This is a genomic window from Rhodanobacter sp. FW021-MT20 (genome assembly GCF_041107475.1).
GTDB classification, from domain to species: domain Bacteria; phylum Pseudomonadota; class Gammaproteobacteria; order Xanthomonadales; family Rhodanobacteraceae; genus Rhodanobacter_A; species Rhodanobacter_A glycinis.
The window spans coordinates 1-17,300 of the sequence record NZ_JBGBPX010000015.1; the positions used below are offsets into that span (position 1 = coordinate 1).

14 protein-coding genes and 1 pseudogene are annotated in these 17,300 nt (G+C 59.8%); 8 read left to right on the plus strand and 7 right to left on the minus strand.

Features of this window, described 5'->3' with window-relative positions:
- Together AB7849_RS14660 and AB7849_RS14665 are read left to right on the plus strand one after the other, a co-directional pair.
- Positions 1-768: YagK/YfjJ domain-containing protein (locus tag AB7849_RS14660; RefSeq protein ID WP_369501218.1), on the plus strand; the 768-nt coding region annotated here is incomplete at its 5' end.
- Between the two features lie 108 nt (positions 769-876).
- Entirely contained in the window at positions 877-2,007 is a 1,131-nt protein-coding gene (locus AB7849_RS14665; RefSeq protein ID WP_157618237.1) for a hypothetical protein, read from the plus strand.
- Between the two features lie 18 nt (positions 2,008-2,025).
- On the opposite strand, the pseudogene AB7849_RS14670 reads toward AB7849_RS14665, so the two are convergent.
- The 5 genes and pseudogenes from AB7849_RS14670 to AB7849_RS14690 form a co-directional block, all read right to left on the minus strand.
- Positions 2,026-2,599, minus strand: a pseudogene (locus AB7849_RS14670) (transposase); the annotation flags it as partial.
- 214 nt (positions 2,600-2,813) lie between these two features.
- On the minus strand, positions 2,814-4,907 hold the full coding sequence (locus tag AB7849_RS14675; protein ID WP_369501219.1) for a TonB-dependent receptor family protein: 2,094 nt from the start codon (positions 4,905-4,907) through the stop codon (positions 2,814-2,816).
- 245 nt (positions 4,908-5,152) lie between these two features.
- Positions 5,153-7,108 carry a TonB-dependent copper receptor gene (locus AB7849_RS14680; RefSeq protein WP_369501220.1) on the minus strand — a complete coding sequence of 652 codons (1,956 nt, stop codon included), beginning with the start codon at positions 7,106-7,108 and terminating at the stop codon, positions 5,153-5,155.
- A 279-nt stretch (positions 7,109-7,387) separates the two neighbouring features.
- A complete protein-coding gene (locus AB7849_RS14685; RefSeq protein ID WP_008217238.1) occupies positions 7,388-7,783 on the minus strand; it encodes a DUF2946 domain-containing protein in 396 nt (131 codons plus the stop codon).
- A 130-nt stretch (positions 7,784-7,913) separates the two neighbouring features.
- The gene (locus AB7849_RS14690) at positions 7,914-8,276 is read right to left on the minus strand and encodes a GNAT family N-acetyltransferase (RefSeq protein WP_008217241.1); all 363 of its coding nucleotides are present in this window, start codon (positions 8,274-8,276) and stop codon (positions 7,914-7,916) included.
- Positions 8,277-8,747: 471 nt separating this feature from the next.
- Here AB7849_RS14690 and AB7849_RS14695 point away from each other — a divergent pair, with 471 nt between their 5' ends.
- Positions 8,748-9,551: a universal stress protein gene (locus tag AB7849_RS14695; protein WP_008217243.1), complete on the plus strand. Its 804-nt coding sequence runs from the start codon at positions 8,748-8,750 to the stop codon at positions 9,549-9,551.
- 112 nt (positions 9,552-9,663) lie between these two features.
- Here the strand turns inward: AB7849_RS14695 and AB7849_RS14700 are convergent, their stop codons facing one another.
- Entirely contained in the window at positions 9,664-10,455 is a 792-nt protein-coding gene (locus AB7849_RS14700) for a universal stress protein (protein ID WP_008217244.1), read from the minus strand.
- A 353-nt stretch (positions 10,456-10,808) separates the two neighbouring features.
- Between AB7849_RS14700 and AB7849_RS14705 the strand changes: the two genes are divergently transcribed.
- Positions 10,809-11,246 carry a universal stress protein gene (locus AB7849_RS14705; protein ID WP_008217246.1) on the plus strand — a complete coding sequence of 146 codons (438 nt, stop codon included), beginning with the start codon at positions 10,809-10,811 and terminating at the stop codon, positions 11,244-11,246.
- Positions 11,247-11,285: 39 nt separating this feature from the next.
- On the opposite strand, the gene AB7849_RS14710 is transcribed toward AB7849_RS14705, so the two are convergent.
- Positions 11,286-11,978, minus strand: a complete 693-nt coding sequence (locus AB7849_RS14710) for a cyclic nucleotide-binding domain-containing protein (protein WP_008217248.1) — start codon at positions 11,976-11,978, stop codon at positions 11,286-11,288.
- A gap of 326 nt (positions 11,979-12,304) precedes the next feature.
- On the opposite strand from AB7849_RS14710, the gene hemN reads away from it, so the two are divergent.
- The 4 genes from hemN (at position 12,305) to AB7849_RS14730 (ending at position 17,286) form a co-directional block, all read left to right on the plus strand.
- Positions 12,305-13,705 (plus strand): oxygen-independent coproporphyrinogen III oxidase, encoded by a 1,401-nt coding sequence (gene hemN, locus AB7849_RS14715; RefSeq protein ID WP_369501221.1) that lies wholly within the window; start codon positions 12,305-12,307, stop codon positions 13,703-13,705.
- A 740-nt stretch (positions 13,706-14,445) separates the two neighbouring features.
- A complete protein-coding gene (nirK, locus tag AB7849_RS14720) occupies positions 14,446-15,852 on the plus strand; it encodes a copper-containing nitrite reductase (RefSeq protein ID WP_008217252.1) in 1,407 nt (468 codons plus the stop codon).
- Positions 15,853-15,937: 85 nt separating this feature from the next.
- Positions 15,938-16,720, plus strand: coding sequence for a formylglycine-generating enzyme family protein (locus AB7849_RS14725; RefSeq protein WP_369501222.1), 783 nt, complete (start codon positions 15,938-15,940; stop codon positions 16,718-16,720).
- Positions 16,717-17,286 (plus strand): SCO family protein, encoded by a 570-nt coding sequence (locus AB7849_RS14730; protein ID WP_008217255.1) that lies wholly within the window; start codon positions 16,717-16,719, stop codon positions 17,284-17,286. Before AB7849_RS14725 ends, AB7849_RS14730 begins: the two co-directional genes overlap by 4 nt.
- Positions 17,287-17,300: the final 14 nt, after the last annotated feature.

Below are 17,300 nucleotides of genomic sequence, written 5' to 3' on the forward strand. Positions count from 1 at the left end.
TGCCGAAAAACCCGTGGACGCATGCGGCTCAACAGGTGGTCGGGTAAAGGTCAACCACACGAATCGAGAGAGAGCCGCAAAGCCAAGGACAACTTCAGGAGCGGCTGCGACTACGTCATCGACCAATTTGCACGGCATTCCCGATTACTTGTGCTGCGCATTGATTTGTACTTTCGGCCGGATGCCAAGGGGTGGGGTTACAGCAAGGCGGCGGATAAGGCGGTAATCAACTACCTGCGTGCACTGCGCCTTGGACGCATAGTTCCGGACTATCTCGGTTTCATTATCAAGCGGGAGAATGGCATCAGTCGAGGGATGCATTACCACTTGATGGTCTTCCTCGATGGGCATCTGCATCAGAATGCGTATCACCTGACTGAGGTCATGGGCGAGGCTTGGATGAAGCGCGTTGGTGTGGACAGGGGAAGCTATTGGAACTGTTACGCCCACAAAGATCTCTATCGCTACAACGGTCTCGGCCTGGTGCATGTGAGCGACGTGGAAAAGTTGATCGGAATCCGAATAGCGCTGTGGTACATGAGCAAGCAGGATTCGGTACTGAAGGTGGATGAGTCGAAGGTCAAGAACTTCTGGCGGGGGTTGAAGGTGAAGGGTGGTAGTCATCGCGGCGCACCCCGCAAGAAGGGCAGCAGCTTGGACATGGTGAGGCACCTTCTGGGTGGGAAGCGTAGCAAGTGCCCGCCGGGCTTCGACTCGGCGATAAACGAACGGGTTACAATTGGTTCTACGGAAACTTTATCCGTCTGAGAGGGTGAATGCCGTTGTTTCGCGGGATGGATGCATTCGGAAGGCGATAAGTATCAAGTGGTCGCAGGACTTTAGGCACGGCCACGCTCTGTTTGTAAGGATGGAAGGATGTCAGAAAAAATGCTGCATATTTCGCAAGCTCACTTGGAGAGATTCACTTTATTGGACGAGACGATTGCTGCATTTTGTTTGCGCAAGCGTCTTTCCGCCTATGTGAGTATCAGAAGGGACCTCTATCTGGTATATCTCCATTACCAGGCTGGTTCGGGGGCTGGCTTCCTTCTCCTTGGTGGATTTGGCGAGGATATCGCTTTTCTGCGTCTCGACAGTGTTTCACTTGCGGATATTGCTGTTGGTCGAACCGCTCACCTTACAGAGTTTTCTGGTGATGGGTTTTCGATCCCGCGTCCTTACCGAGTAGTCTGGCAGCGAATTTGGGATCGGCGCGAGTTCAGGGTATACGAAGATGTAGAAAGTCCAATTCTGAAGAGGGTCGATTTCGATCGGGCTTACGTTATTGACAAAGATAAATGGCAAGCGGCTTCATCGAGCATGGCGGTAAAGGATGACTTACTGCCGGAGAAGCTTGCGATAACAATGGAAGTCAGCGAAAGGGACCTTTATTTTCTTTCATCTGATATCGATGCATTAAAGAAAGATGCGCAGGAAGTGCGTGAGCTGGTTCCTTATCCATTTGATCATAAGGAGGTAATGCCTGGTTTATACTGGATTTTTCAGTTTGCATATCTGTTTAATGAAGTGAAGGGAATTGAAAAGAAGAACGTCCTGGATCGGCTTAGGGGGGAATGTGATGAAGGTGCGTTTGCAGGAAAAAGGGGTGGGCTGGCAGTAAGGCTCGTCGACCGTGAATGGAATCGGTCAAAAGGGCGCAAGGGTGGGCCGCGGCCATTCAAGGTCACGGATCTCAAAAGCTGGGCGGATGTGCCGGATAAGTATGATATCTCGTTTATCAGTGATGGGTTGAAGGTGGCTTTAGCCGTGGCGGATTGGTGGACGGATCGGTGCGAGGAAGATCCGAACATATCGAGAGTTCAGCTTGCATTGAAACTGTATGCACAAAATTTCGATGCGAATGAGGCGTGTCATGTCGTTCGGCTGATTGCAGGTGTTCAACTATCGAAAGTTGAGAGGAACGAGTTCGAAAAGATCAGGATTGATATGGATAAAAAAGAAAGGTTGAAGACCGCGCGCTCTGAGCGTGTGCAGAATTTTGTGTAAACGGGGTTCGGTTTGCAGCCGAGGGATGCGCTCTTCGAACTCGATGGTAAAGCGGTTGAGCGTGGCCTTCCAATCGCGGATCGGCAGCGTCCATCGCTTGCTGATGTTGCGCAGGGCCAGATAGAGCAGCCTGATCAGTGCCTCGTCGCTAGGGAATGCGCCGCGGTGCTTGGTCTGCCTGCGTAGGCTGTAGTTCACCCGATTCGATGGCGTTGCTGGTGTAGATCACCTTGCGGGTCTCCGGCGGGTAGCCGAAGGACGGGACCAGGCGCGGCCCGTTGCGTCGCCACGACGGGCCGATGGGCTGGTATCCGTCGTCCCGGCGTGCCTCGAACTCGGTGAGCCGCAGCTCGGCCTCCTCGGAGGTGGCGCAGGTGTAGATGCACTTGAGGTTGGCCGCGACTTTCGGACGCTGCTTCCACGCCACGTAGTCCGGACTTTGCCACACATGTGCATGATGCAGCTGCATCGTCGTCTGCTTGAACGCTGCCTTGATCACTTCGGGGAAGCCCTTCAGACCGTCGGCGCAGGCGATGGAGATGTCCTGCACACCTCGATTGAGCAGTTCCGTTACCATCTACATCCAGAATTTCCTTGGTCAGTGCACGCATGGTTGTAGATCTGATGCCGTTAGGTTAGATGCCCGGTTAGATGGTCGCCGTGGCTGGGAACTTTCGGTTGGGTCAAGACCCTACAATTGGGTACGGTGGTGACCATGGTCGAATCATCGCCAAAAGCATTGCATGTGCTATCTATTGCCACCTCTGGCTTTGCCAAGCGAATTGCATTGAATAACGCCATTCGGCTCAGAAGCGGTAATCGAGTCCTAGGCTGATGCCTCGCCCGTTTCCTGGCAGGAAGGCGGGCTGACCGGGAGTCGCCCGGTTGCTGATGACATAGCTGCTTGCATAGTGGCGGTCGGTGAGGTTCTCGCCTAGCAACCATGCACGCCAGCCATCGCCCCGATATTCGATACGCATACCGAGCAGGGCATAGGGATCTTGTCGAAGGCCAGGTGTGTTGGCGTGGTCGATGGGTGTTGACGTTGGCATCCAGTGCAGGTTTGGCCCCAGATGCCAATGACCGATGCGGTACAGCAGCTCCGCACTGAGCATTTGTTTTGGTATGCCGGCAATGCGGTTACCGGCATAGATGCCACCGAGGAAGCGGAAGTCGCTGTATGTCCACGCCAGGCGATAGTCGAAGGCATTGCCCGTCACCAGCGGCAGGGAACCATCGACCCCAGCCTCAACGCCTTGATGGCGGGTACCGCCGGCGTAGTTGTAAGTACCCACCTTGATACCGTAGGCATCGGTGGTGGCTATCAGTTCGTTGCTCACTCGACTGCGGTAGACGCTGAGCGACCAGTGCAGGTTGTCATCTGTCCCCGAGGTCAGACGGCCTTCACCACCAAGTTCCAGCGTCGTGGCTTTCTGCATATCCAGCCGAATCAGTTCAGTGTCGGCCGCCATTGGATTGTTGGGGGCTACGGTTGCACTTACGATCTCCCAGAAGGTGGGTGCTTCATGGCTGCGGCTCAAGTTGGCGTAAAGCCGTTGTTGCGGAGCGAATACCCATATCGCGCCAAGTCGGGGTGTCATGTAGTGCCAATGCTGGTTGAGCATGCCGCGTCCCATGCGGTCCTGTGCGTCACGTTCGATGTCACTCCATTGGGTGTCAGCCAGCAGCATCCAGGCGTCAGCAGGGTGCCAATTCATGCCAGCCACGGCGTTACTGTTCCGTGCGACGAGTGCGAAATCGCCAAAGCGCTGCAGGCGCTGTCCGTTCTGCGGACTGGTGGCGTAGAAGGCACGGTCCATCACGCCGCGTGACCAGGCCAGGCCGAGGTGATAGCCGAGCTCGCCTGCATGGACATCCATCTGCCACTGTGCACCATGGGTTTGACCATGGGTCACGGTGTAGTTGGTTTCGTTGTTGAAAAGGTCGTCGGTGTTCTGCCAGTACGCGCCAACACTCTGGTGCAGGGATTCACCTTGCCAGTCCGCACGGTCGGCCAGACGCCATTGGCGCGTGGCGCGACGGGGATTGCGCCGATATACGTCGAGTAGCGCATCCTGCGGCGTGTCGCCATCGCCCATGACGCTGCGCGGGTCAGTATCCACGCGGTTCTTCGGTACTACGAACGGGATGTGAAACGCGAGCCGGGCCCAGTCGAGGTAGGTACGGTTCTCGAAGCCATCGGGCAGGTGCAGGCCGACATTGGCCTGCACGCTGCTGCGTTCACCATCCGCATGGTGCCGGTAACCGTCATAGCGATCCCGACTGGCGGCGATATGGGCGTCGAGGGTGTGTCCTTCCACACCGAGTGCGGCCTGGGTGGCACGGCGCCCGTCGCTACCTGTTTCGACACCGAAACGACCATGCTCGTCAGCTGCAGTAAGCGGGTGGAAATCCAGCTCGCCACCAAGTGTGGAGGCCCCGGGACTGATGGCATTGGCACCACGGCGTACGCTGATTGCCGACGAGTTGCGTGGTTCCAGCAGGCCGATCACGAACGAGCCGTCAGCCTCGTTCAATGGCAGACCGTCCTCGAGCAATAGCACGCCGCGGCTGAGCGGATTGCTCTGGATGCCAGAGCCACGGATATTGAGGCGTGGCTGATCCAGGCCACCGAAGAAGTCCTGCACCACAATGCCAGGTTGATAGTCCAGCGCATCACGCAGGGTGGCCAGCCGTGGTTGCCGTTGCGGCTCGATCAGGTTGGTGCCACCGGGGACATGGGCGAGGCGTACGCGTTCGCGCTCGGCGGATTTGCTCGGAGCGGTACCCGTTACCTTGACCACAGGCAGTTTGGTTGCAGACGTTTCGGCGTGCAGCGCGCCCGTGAGGGCAAGTGCGAGCATGCAAGGAAGCAGGCGGCATCGGGATGGCATGGTCATCGGGGTTCCCATGTATGCGAATAAGAAGTGTTCGCATACATGAGTTTCTACGATGCGGTCCCGCTGCTTCCTGATCGAGATCAGGAAATCGGACGGAAATCCCGGCAGGTGAACGAAAATGAGCGCTCCGGTTCCCGTTCCGGCCCCGGAGTCCGATGGCGGGCGGTTGGCGTGTACCGTAGTGGCTTCTGCCTTCAAAGCCGGAAGGCGGTTCCGGCGGGGGTATTGCTGGCTTTCGGGCTACGTTACAGTTTCACCTCAAGTTTGGCCCAGAACGTGCGGCCCGGCTCATTGATGCGGATAGCGCCCGTGTAGCCTTGCAATTCCTTGGAGATGGCGTTGACGCTTTCGGCATAAGTCTTGTCGAACAGGTTGTCCACGCCTGCTGACAGGGTGAATTCCTGCGACAGCCGCATGCTGCCATTGACGGAGAACACGCCGAAACCGCCCGTCGGGCCGAGATCGTCACCCACGATATTGCCCTCGCCGATGGCGATCCTGTGCTGTGCACTGTCTACTCGCCATAGTGCTCCGGCGGACCAGCGGCCTGCGTCGTAGACCAGGCCAAGCTTCACGTCCAGGGGCGGAAGCTGCGGCAGGGGGCGATGCTCGGTCTGATTCTGCCCCCAGGCGTAGGCGACGGTGGCATTGCCCTTCCAGTGGCTGCCGATGGCACGCACTACACCGGCCTCACCACCCATGATGCGCGCATTCACATTGCTGGCAGCGCCGTTGCCGTCGAGATAATGGATCAGGATGTAGTCGTTCACGACACCTGCGTAAGCCGACACCCAGGCCTGTGTGCGTTGGGTCTGGTATTGCACGCCTACATCGAGCTGGGTCGTGCGCTCGGGCCTCAGGCTCTGGAAACTGGTCACCGTGGAGGCCACGTGTCCGCCGAACATTTCCCAGTAGTCCGGAAACCGTTCCACGTGTCCAATACCCGCATATAGCGTGGCGTGTGTATCGGCCAGATCATGTTCATAACGCAGGAAACCCGACGGCAGCGTGGCCGAGCGGCTGGCCGCCGTCGTTTCGGGAGCGCTGCCGCCCATGCCCATGCCGGAGCCCATGGATAAGGAGCCGGAATCACCATCGCCCGTCAGTGCATAGCCACGGACATGGGCCCAGTCCACGCGTGTGCCACCGATCAGGCGTTGATGCGTATTCAAGTACCAGGTCAGCTGGCTGAAACCACCCACCGTGGAAATCGTGGCGTCGCGGCGGCGTGGCATGTCGCGGTAATAACCCATGATGCTGCCTTCGGGGCCGCCCGAGCGGGAAGTATGGGTATTGCCGGAACCATCGATACCCGCGACCAGTTCCACGGCGTCGCCCCAGTCAAAGGTGCCCGCCACGCGTCCGCCGCGGGTTTGCCGGGCCGGTTCCGAGGCCATGGCCATCGGCATGGCGCTGTCAGGATCGGGGCGACGCAACGTGTAGTTGTCCATGACGTGATCGACCGAGTTGTAATAGGCCCGTACATCCAGCTTGGTGAACGTCTCGCTCAGGTTTTCCTGGACAAAATGCAGCGCAAGGCTTTGCCGCAGGAATTGCACGCCATCCATGCCGCTGAAGGCATACGCGGCGTGGCCGTTGCCACGGCCTGCCGTCAACTCCACCCGCGTATCCTTGCCAGGCGTCCAGCCGAGGGTGACGTCCGTATTCCAGCGTTCGTAGGATGAATGGACGCGGTGGCCCGAACCATCCTCGTAGTCGTCTGCGCGGGTGTGATTGGCGCTGACGCCCATGTAGAAGTCCGGCGTACCCGCGCGGATGTCCGCGGTCTGGTCGAATCGCCCCCGCGTACCGCCGAGGAGGCTGCCTATGAATGACCAGGAAGGCTTTTCATAACGGGTGAAGGTGCGATCGAACAGGACGGTCCCTGCCGAGTTGCCCGGACCCCAGGTCACCGTTTCGGGTCCCTTGATCAGGGTCACTTTGTCGAACAGTTCCGGAGCGATGTAGGCCGTGGGGGGATCCATGCGTGACGGGCAGCCTCCGCCGATCTGACCACCATCGACCAGGATGTTCAGGCGGGAGCCCACCATACCGCGGAACACCGGATCGCCGTTGCTCCCGCCTTTGCGGATGGTGTCGAAACCGGGGATCGATTTCAGGAAATCGGCTCCGTCGCTGGCAGGCACCGGCTGGTACGGGCGTTTGGGATCCAGGACGACGCGAAGGGGACTGGTTTGCATGGGAGCCGTTACCACCACCGGCTCCAGGGTGATGGCAGAGCGCATTGCGGCAGCCGAGTAGGTGTCTTGCGGCGGGGGTGACGATGAATCGGCATGGCCAGCGAAGGCGGGCATACCGAGACTCGTCAAGGCAAGCGCCGTGAACCAGTATAGTGGGCGGCGTTGCAGGCGACGTGCGCACACGTCCCCCTCGCCACTGACAAGGAGTGCAGACATGGGAAATCCTCATGGGTGAGCAGCGCGCCGATGCTGGGCATGCGGCGATGGATGGCTTCCAGGTCACATCATCGTGAGGATCGGTGGGCCGCGTGATCGTGCGGCGAGTAACGGGTGTGGAGGTGGAGTGTGCAGATGCGGTGCCGGCAGCAGGCGTCCCTTGGGCAATATCGGCCACAGCACGATGGCCACGCCACCGCCGAGCGATGGGGAATGGACAAAGAATCCGCAGTAGCCACATTTGTCCAGCGGCGACGAAGGCATGTCTGGCGCCACAGGGACGTTCGATGAGTGTTTTTCACCGTGACCATCGTGTGCCGAGCGAGTATCGACCGGGGCAGGGGAGCATGCCGCTTCACCAAGAAGCGTGCGTGACACCGTAGGCGCAACGATCGTCAGCGTGATGGCCAACAGGCCGAGCCAGCTGATGATCCGATGATGGCAGCTTCTGCCTCGCAATCTGGAGTGTCCGATCGGGAATGATTTCTGCTACGACTTTGGCGGATTCCGTGCAGCGGCTACTTGACTCATATCAATGATCCGTCCCGTCATGGATTTTGGACGACACGCTGGACGGACGAGTGGACGGCTACGGAACGAATCCGCCTTTCACCGGTTTCAGGTTTAACGTGTAGCGAACAAGCTGTGAATCGCAGGGCTCGACCGCACACTGGAACCCCAGATGGCCGGCCAACTCGCGGATGCCATCGTTCGCGGGGTCTTCGATGGTGAACATGCCGGTCACTCCATGCTTGCGTGCGACACCGATCAGGTGACGCATCAGCAATAGGGTGAGGCCGCGTCGTCGCCAGTCATAGGCAACGGTGACAGCGCACTCGCATTGCTGACCATCCGCACTGGTCGCATAGCGGCTTATCCCGACTTCGCGCAGGTGGCCGTTGTCGTGTATCAGTGCCACGTAGGCCATCTCGTGGACATAGTCGACATCCATCAGATGATCCAGCAGTGACGGACTTGGCTCCTTGGCACTGCCGAGGAACCGAAAGCGAGGCGATTGCGGCGAGAGACGCTTGACGAACGTTCTCTCGAACTCGTGGTCCTCAGGGCGGAGGGGTCGAACGAGAACGCGTGTCCCGTTCGGCAGGGGTTCTATCCAATAGTCTTTTGGAACGGGCGGTGCAGGTCTCGGTGGGCGCTTATGGAGCGTGGTCGGGCATTTCGACGGGGCGGTCATGGCGAGATATCTCAGCGGTTGATTATTGCCAACGGGAAAGGCGGACGTTTTGTTTGTTGTATCGTGCCGGCCTGTGCCTCGTCTTGATAAGGGTCAAGTGGGGGAGGGGAGCATGGCCATGGAGATAGCGGAAGTGACCTTGCTTGCCGCCTGGTTGACAAGGATCAATACGTGGGAAAGTGACCGATGTAACGATGTGGACACCATTCCGCCGTCGGGACGACTTCCGTGCTTGATGTCTTGGTCAATGTCGACGAGGCCCGTGACGATGCGGCCATCATCAGGCTGGGGATGGATATCGGCCGCCGCCATCGTGGCTTCGTCACTGGCTTGCGTATCGTCGATGCCTATCCACTGGCGATCGCCATACCTGGCGCCCTTGTGGTCCTCGATGCCGAGGAGCGCGAAGCAAAGGAGCAGCGCGCGTGGTGGGACGGGCTTTGTCGCCGTCACAAGGTGGCGGGTGCGTGGGAAGTCATCAGGGGCATTCGCCTTCCCATTCTTGCCAGGCGATCGTGTCTGGCTGACCTGACGATTGACCGTCTGCCGTCTGCCGGGAATGGCATGCTGGTCAGCATGGACAACGTCACCCGTACCTTGCTCGCAGGCACCTCTCCCATGTTGCTGGTACCTTCGGTATGGAACGGATCCTTGCGTCAGGCACGGATCCTGGTTGCATGGAACAGTTCCGCTGAGTCGACCCGGGCGGTGCGTGCAGCACTGCCCTTCCTGCGTGCAGCCGAACAGATTCGCATCCTGGATGGTGCGTGCGATGAGTCACCAGGCTTGTTGCCGCCGCCTCTTCCCCTGGCCGGCTGGTTGACGAGAGAGGGCGTGCCGGGGAGGGTGGTCAAGCGCCTTGCATCCACCGGACATGTCGGGGAAGCGTTGCTCGACGAGGCATGTGCGATGGATGCCGATCTTCTTGTCATGGGGGCGTGGGGCCATTCGCGTATCGGCGAGTGGCTGCTGGGCGGTGCGACCCATCATGTGCTACGCGAAGCCAATTTGCCGGTATTGCTCGCGCATTGAATCGCTCAAGCACGGACGGCGGTGTTTTGGCTTCGCCGTCGGCCCGATACCGTGGTCTTGACGGCGAGCTTTGGAAGCCTGTGTTATTCGAGCGAATGGCAATCTGGAGCCCTCAGCGGGAGACAAACAGCGGCAGGGTGGCATGTTCGAGAAGCCAGCGAGTCGCGCCACCCAGGGCTGGCCCGCCAGCCCGCATACGACCCCACGCGCCCATGACCATCAGATCGGCGCAGAGCGCCTTTGCAGTGGCCAGCAGTGCAGGGCCTTCATCGTGCTCGGCCGGGAATGGATGCCACTGGGCAGCAATGTTGTGCCGCTGCAGCCATGTACGCAACGGCAGCGATGGCGGGCTAATACCCGGCAGGCCGCTGCGCTCGCCATCAAGCACATGGACTTCGGATGCCTGTGTCAGGAGGGGAAGGGCCGCCTGTATGGCATGCGCGATCTCGGCTGCCCCGTTCCATGCAATGACGATACGGTCCGTGCGCAGATTGCCGTAAAAGATGTCAGGCACAAGCAACATGGGTACGGCATGCGCAAATAGCGTGTGGGTGACCTCGTGTAACCCTGCTGGTGCATCTGCAGCACCGATACGCAGTTCGCAGATCCCGAAATCGGCCAGGCACGAACGCTTGGCGAATACTTCCGGGATAGCCGTGTGGATAACCTCCCACTCGCCGTTGACGTCGGCTTTGCGGCACAGTTCCAGCCACCACCTGCGTCCATGGGCGCGGTCATCGTTATCACCAGCCGACCGGGCGATGGTGTCGGAGGTGTCCAGGCAAGCCACTGTCACCTGAAGCCCGGTCAGGAATGCCTGTTGGCGCCGTGCGAGAGCCAGCACCCCGTCAAGCCATGCCGGATGGGATGGCGCATGGTCCACCTTGACTATGATATCCAGCATGGTTTCTCCCCGGCATGGCTGTACTGGGCTGGCAAAGATCGTGGATCACGCATCTCGTGGCGTTGTTGACCACGGTCAATGCAGCACACGACGCCGGATGAAACATCGGGCTGCTGTCACACGGCTGGCGTGTGGGACGAGCTGGTGCATGGAGTCCGGGCGGTATACGGGAATAGCGGGAATGCGGCCCGTTCATGCTTCAGCCATCGGGTAGCGTTGTTTCGGCTGGAAGGCAAGGGCGTTGGAGCATCAGTCGCACTTGTTTGATCACGGTCAATTCCCGGCTTTCGGGGGCGGTGCAAACTCCAGAAACGAAGCATTTCTTGAGCCGTACGTACCCGCGGAGCGATTCCATGTTCAAACGCATACTGCTGCCGACCGACGGTTCCGATCTATCCATGCGTGCCGTCGATACCGGCATGGGTCTGGCCGCCAGCCTCGGTGCCGAGGTCTATGCCTTCCATGCCGTAATGCCATATCCCGCGCTTTCATATTTGATCGACATCACTGACATGAACCAGCAGGTCTACATGCAGGATGCCATTGGACGCGCGGAAGAATACCTCCGAGAGGTGCATAAGCGGGCGGAGGCCGCAGGTGTATCCTGCGAGAGCGGTTATGTGATGGACAATCGCCCATACACTGCGATCGTGGCTGCCGCAACCGACCATAGATGCGATCTCATCGTGATGGCGTCGCATGGCTGGCAAGGCATGAATCGCTTGTTGCTCGGTAGCGAAACACAAAAAGTGCTGGTGAGTTGCAACGTGCCTGTGCTGGTTTGCCGCTGATGCTCGCGCACGGATGGCTGATCCGGGAGCCGTCCCAGCTCAGCCGGTTCCGGTGCAGGAATTGGCTGCATCACCACATAGTTCATTCAGCAGGTCGCGACGCAGGATACGCACTGATTTGCGGTTGACCTCGAGGATGCCATCCGCTTCCATCCTGCTGAACAGGCGACTGACGGTTTCGATGACCAGACCCAGGTAATTGGCGATATCGCTGCGCGTCATCGACAGCGTCAATAGTTGCGCGTCCCGTGACAGGCGCTCATGGCGATCGGCGAGGCTTCGCACGAAAATTGCCAGGCGGCGCTGTGCCTGCTGCTTGCCCATCATGATCGTATGCTCCTGCTCGGCAACGACATGGCGGCTGATGATGCGAACCAGCTGGCGTTGGAGTGCCGGCACGGTATCGCTGATTAACTGCAACTGCCTGTACGGAAGTTCGCAGATACTGGAGTGCTCAAGCGCCTCGGCGCTGCTTGGGTAGTGCTCGCCGGTCAGCCCGCCGATACCCATGATCTCTCCCGGCAGATGGAAGCCGAGAATTTGGGTGTCGCCATCGGGGCCATCGACATAGGTCTTCAACGAACCCGATCGCACCACATAGAGTGCGGTGAATGAATGCCCCTGGTGGAACAGTACATCCCCGCGATCAAGCGGAAACTTGTCGCGCACGATGGCATCGACCCTTTTGAGGTCTTCGCTGTCAAGACTTGCCGGCAGGCAGACATCGTGCATGGCACAGTAGCCACAACTACGCCTGAGCCTGTCCCAACCAGCACTTTGCTCCCTATCCTTCGATACGTCGTCTGTCACGTAATGACCTTCTTGGGTGGGGCGGGTATGGTGCGGTGCGGCAAATGGCGTTCGGAGCCGGCACCGCATATTAACCTCTCTCGCCGATCAATATGGGCCACGCTGCATGGTGTCCCTGGCCGTGGGCGAAGGCCTACGTCACGCCGGGATACCGGCATGCGCTCCGGGAGGGCAGGGTATGCGGTTGAAGTATCTCCGAGCTGACCAGGGTCAAGGTGGGGTAGTCCGTGTTTGCGCAGACTTGCGCCATGAACGACATACCTGCTGCTACCCAGTTTGACCCTTCGCTGGTCGCACGTTACGACGTGGCCGGACCGCGCTACACGAGTTATCCAACCGCACCTCAGTTCAAGGCAAACTTCGGTGCGGCGTCTCTATGCAGGGTGATTCGTGCCTCCAACGAGGACCCGATCCCGCGGGCCTTGTCACTCTACGTGCATGTGCCGTTCTGCCTGAGTCCGTGCTTCTACTGCGGTTGCAACCGTGTCATCACACGGGATCCGGGCCAGGCGGCCCGCTACCTGGAGCGGCTTTATCGCGAGATCGAGTTGATCGCGCCGCAGTTCGACCGTGACCGCCTGGTGCAGCAACTGCATTTCGGCGGCGGCACGCCGAACTTTCTCGACATGTCGCTCATGAAGGACTTGCTGGATTCCTTGTCCAGGCACTTCAGTTTCAGTCATGAAGTGGACCGTGAATACGGTATCGAGATCGATCCGCGTTTCGCCGACGGCACCTATGTGCGTGGCCTCGGTGAACTGGGCTTCAACCGGATTTCGGTCGGTATTCAGGATTTCGATCCGAAGGTGCAGCAAGCGGTCAACCGGATCCAGAGCATCGAGCAGACCCGCGAAGTACTGGATGCCGCGAAGGCATCGGCATTTCGCTCGACCAGCGTCGACCTGATCTATGGCTTGCCGTTCCAGACGGTAGACGCGTTCAGCCGGACGCTGGAGCAGGTGGTCGCACTGGATCCCGACCGTGTGGCGGTCTACGGTTACGCGCACTTGCCAGAGATGTTCAAGGCACAGCGGCAGATTGACGCAGCGGATTTGCCTGATACCGCGACGCGATTGGCGTTGTTCGGGCGGGCGCTGGAGTTCCTGACCTCGGCTGGCTACGTGTACGTCGGCATGGACCACTTTGCCAAGGCTGGTGACGAGCTGGTGCTGGCACAGCGTTCCGGCACACTGCAGCGCAATTTCCAGGGCTATTCGACGCATGGCGACTGCGATATCGTCGGTTTGGGCGTAAGCGCGATTGGCCGTATCGGCAACAGCTACAGCCAGAACGCGCGTGACCTGATTGGCTACTACGCTGCACTGGATGCCGGTCGTATCCCGGTCGCGAAGGGACTCGAACTGGACGACGACGACGTGATCAGGCGGGCGGTGATCGGCGAGCTGATGTGTCACGGAAGACTGGACAAACAGGCCTTCGGCGAGCGCTATCAATTGATTTTCGATGAATACTTCACGAAGGCGAGGCAGCGGTTGCAGCCGCTGATTGCGGATGGGCTGGTGCTCGAAACGCCGCTCGACATCCAGGTGACATCGCGAGGGCGGCTGCTGCTTCGCATCATCGCCATGTGCTTCGATGCCTATCTGGATGGCAAGGTACAGACAGCACGCTATTCGCGAGTGATCTGATCCGTGGTCCTCGGCTGTGCGGCGCAACGCCATCATGCCGTCCAAGCGACAGGAGGATTGCTGCCCGCATCGGCGTGAGCCGTAGTGCGGTCAACGCCAAACGTCGATCAGAACGTGCCGACCGGGCCGAGCCGTTCTTCCATGATCGGCGGGTTTCGACTTCGCCTGAAACACTCCAGTGCACCTGGCCATCTTGGCTTGGTGTCCATGCGTAGTAGGCGAGTCATCCTGCCAGTGGCGCGGCGGCGCTCGTAAAGCCGTCGACAGGCACATTGCTCCCCATCGAACCATCATGGGCGGCCAGGATAGAGGTGTTGCATTCCGGCCTTGAAACAGCCTGCCCATCGACCTCGGTTCATGGAAGCTGCCTGCGCCGGGCGCGGCTTGCGTTGGCAACACGAAGTTGAAAGGCCTTGAGATGGCAAGCACCTTCGACGTTCTCGCCCTTAACGCCTGTCTCTCCATGACCACTTTCCGCATGCGGTACTACGCGCTTACGCCTGGGGGAACGGAGGGTGGGTGGCTGAAGTTCGACACCTGCCAGGTAGTCGTATTGAGGGGGCACTGTGGCGCAATGTCACAGCAACACTCTTTCGCTGTACGGACTGATTTACATCAGGCCGTGGTGGCACACCGATCATAACCTTGCGTCAGTCGCTAGAGCCAAGGTAGGACGGAAGATGTCAGGACTATTGAAAACGATACTGTCGGCAAGTTTGCTGGCCGTCATGTGCCAGGCAATGCCGGCGCATGCGGCGAGCATAAACCAGGCCCACGCGGGCAAGACCAATCATGTGGCTGGTGATTTCGGACCGCCACAAGGAGCGCCGATCGAGGAGGGACTGGTCGACCCGCCTAATGTGCCGGCACCTATCCATCGGAATTACCCGGCACGCGTCATCGTGCGCCTCGAGGCCAAGGAGGTGGTCAGGGAGATCGCTGACGGTGTTCGTTATGGTTTCTGGACATTCAATGGTTCGGTGCCGGGCCCGATGATCCGAGTGCGGCAAGGCGATACGGTGGAATTGCACTTGCGCAATGACCCCGGCTCGCACATGGCGCACAACATTGACTTGCATGCGGTGATGGGGCCTGGTGGTGGTGCGTCCTCCACTCTCACGCCTCCCGGCCATGAGAGTGTATTCACCTTCAAGGCCCTGCGCTCGGGGGTGTTCGTCTACCACTGCGCGACCCCACCGGTCCCCATGCATATAGCCAACGGCATGTACGGCATGATCGTGGTGGAGCCTCCGCAAGGCTTGCCCAAGGCGGATCATGAATACTACGTGATGCAGGGCGACTTCTACACCACCGGTGCCTATCATGAGCCGGGCCTGCAATCCTTCGACATGCAGAAACTACTGGCCGAGCAACCGACCTACGTGTTGTTCAACGGCCGCGAAGGTTCGCTTGTCGGTGACCACGCGTTGAAATCAAAGGTGGGCGACACGGTACGCCTGTTCGTCGGTGACGGCGGTCCCAACCTGGTCTCCAGCTTCCATGTCATTGGCGGCATCTTCGACAGCGCCAATGTCGAGGGTGGCACGCTGGTCAACCACAACGTGCAGACCACGCTGGTACCGGCCGGAGGAGCGACCATGGTCGAATTGAGTACGCCGGTACCCGGGACGCTGCTGCTGGTGGACCACTCGATCACCCGCGCATTCATGCAGGGGGCGCTTGGCCAGATCAGCGTCAGCGGGCCGGTACAGCCGGCGATCTACCATAAGGGGCCGAGCACAGTCTTCGCCACGAAGCCACTGACTGCCACGCCCGGGAAAGCGGATACGGATGCGGATGCAATAGACCGCGTCGCCAGCGGCAAGCGTGTATTCCACCAGATCTGTGCGGCCTGCCACCAGGCCAATGCGATGGGCTTGCCAGGGGCATTCCCGCCCTTGGCGACGTCCGACTATCTCAATGCCGATCCGAAGCGGGCCATTGGCATCGTGCTGCACGGGCTCAGCGGCAAGATCACCGTAAACAGCACCGGGTACGCGTCGATGATGCCTGCGCAGGGCTCGAACCTGAGTGACGAAGAGGTTGCCAATGTGCTCACCTACGTACTCAACAACTTCAACAACAAGGGTGGCGAGATCACCCCGGCAGAAGTCAAGGTGGCGAGGGCTGCCGGTCCGTCAAAGTAATGGACTGCTGGCGGTGTGCCCACGGGTACATCGCCAGCGGGCTTTGCAAGGTATCCTGCCGATGCTTCATCGACGCGTTGCCACGATGGCTGTCCTGTTGCTGACGACCTTCGCCGCCATGGCTGCCGACTATGTTCCGATAGCCGGTGGTTCGTTTGATAGTGCGCTGGCAGTCGACGGGCGAGCTGCGCATCTGCGGATCCCCCGGTTCTTCATGCGCAGCGAACCGGTGACGAATGGCGAGTTTCTGGATTTTGTCCGCATTCATTCCGAGTGGCGGCGGGGAAGTGTCTTTCCGTTGCTGGCTGGTATCGACTATCTGAGCCAGTGGCAGCGTGCATTGCAACTCGGCGGTGCGATCTCCGCCGACCAGCCAGTGACCCACGTCAGCTGGTTTGCCGCCCGGGCTTACTGTGCCAGCGAACAGGCGCGACTGCCCACCTGGTACGAATGGGAGTACGTCGCTGCGGCCGATGTCTCGCGTCGGGACGCAAGGTACGACCCTCTGCGCAATCAGGCGATGCTGTCGGCGATTCAGCAGCAGACGGGCGAGCTTCCCGGCTCGATCGGAAAGCGGCCGGCCAATGTCTATGGGGTACGGGACATGAATCGCCTGTTGTGGGAATGGACCAGTGACTACGCGGCGATGTTTCCGAATTCCGACGCACGCCTGCCGGGGAGTACCGCCAGTCTCGCGCTGTGCGGTGGATCGGCACTCGCCTTTGCCGACAAGAACCAATATGCGCTGATGATGCGCGTTGCTGCGCTGACGGCACTGCAACCAGCCGAGACCGCATCTCGTGTGGGTTTTCGATGCGTCCGGGACAATCAGGAGAACGCCAGATGGCCATACGATGCAAATTCATGATGCTGCTCGCACTGCTGCTCATTCCGTTGGGCCAGGCGACGGCCGCTGCCACTGGTCGCGCCGTGCCGGGTGATTCCGTATACGCAATCCCTGCATTGAGCTTGCGTGACCAGGCGGGGCATGTGTTCGATTTCGCCTCGTTGCGCGGGGTGCCGCGCCTGGTTGGCATGTTCTACGGTTCGTGCAGAATGGCCTGCCCGCTCGAAATCGAGTACCTCAAGAATCTTCAGCATGCCGTGACGGCGAAGACTGGCAAGGACGTCTCTGTCCTGCTGGTGAGTTTTGACCCGTCCAATGACGACCTGGACACGCTGAAGAAGGTCGCTGCGATGCATCACGTCAACGTACCCACGTTCCTCCTCGCACGCCCCGAGCACGGCGACGAGGGCATGCTCGCCGGAGTACTTGGCATTGCCTATCGGCCATTGCCGGGCGGAGGCTTCAGCCACAATGTCCGGGTCTCGCTGCTGGATGCTCAGGGACGCATCGTCGCGTCGACAGACGCCTCCGGCATGCCCGACCGGGCCTTTGTCCGGGCGATCGTCGCTCAGCAGAACCTGCGCTGATGGGTAGTTGAAAC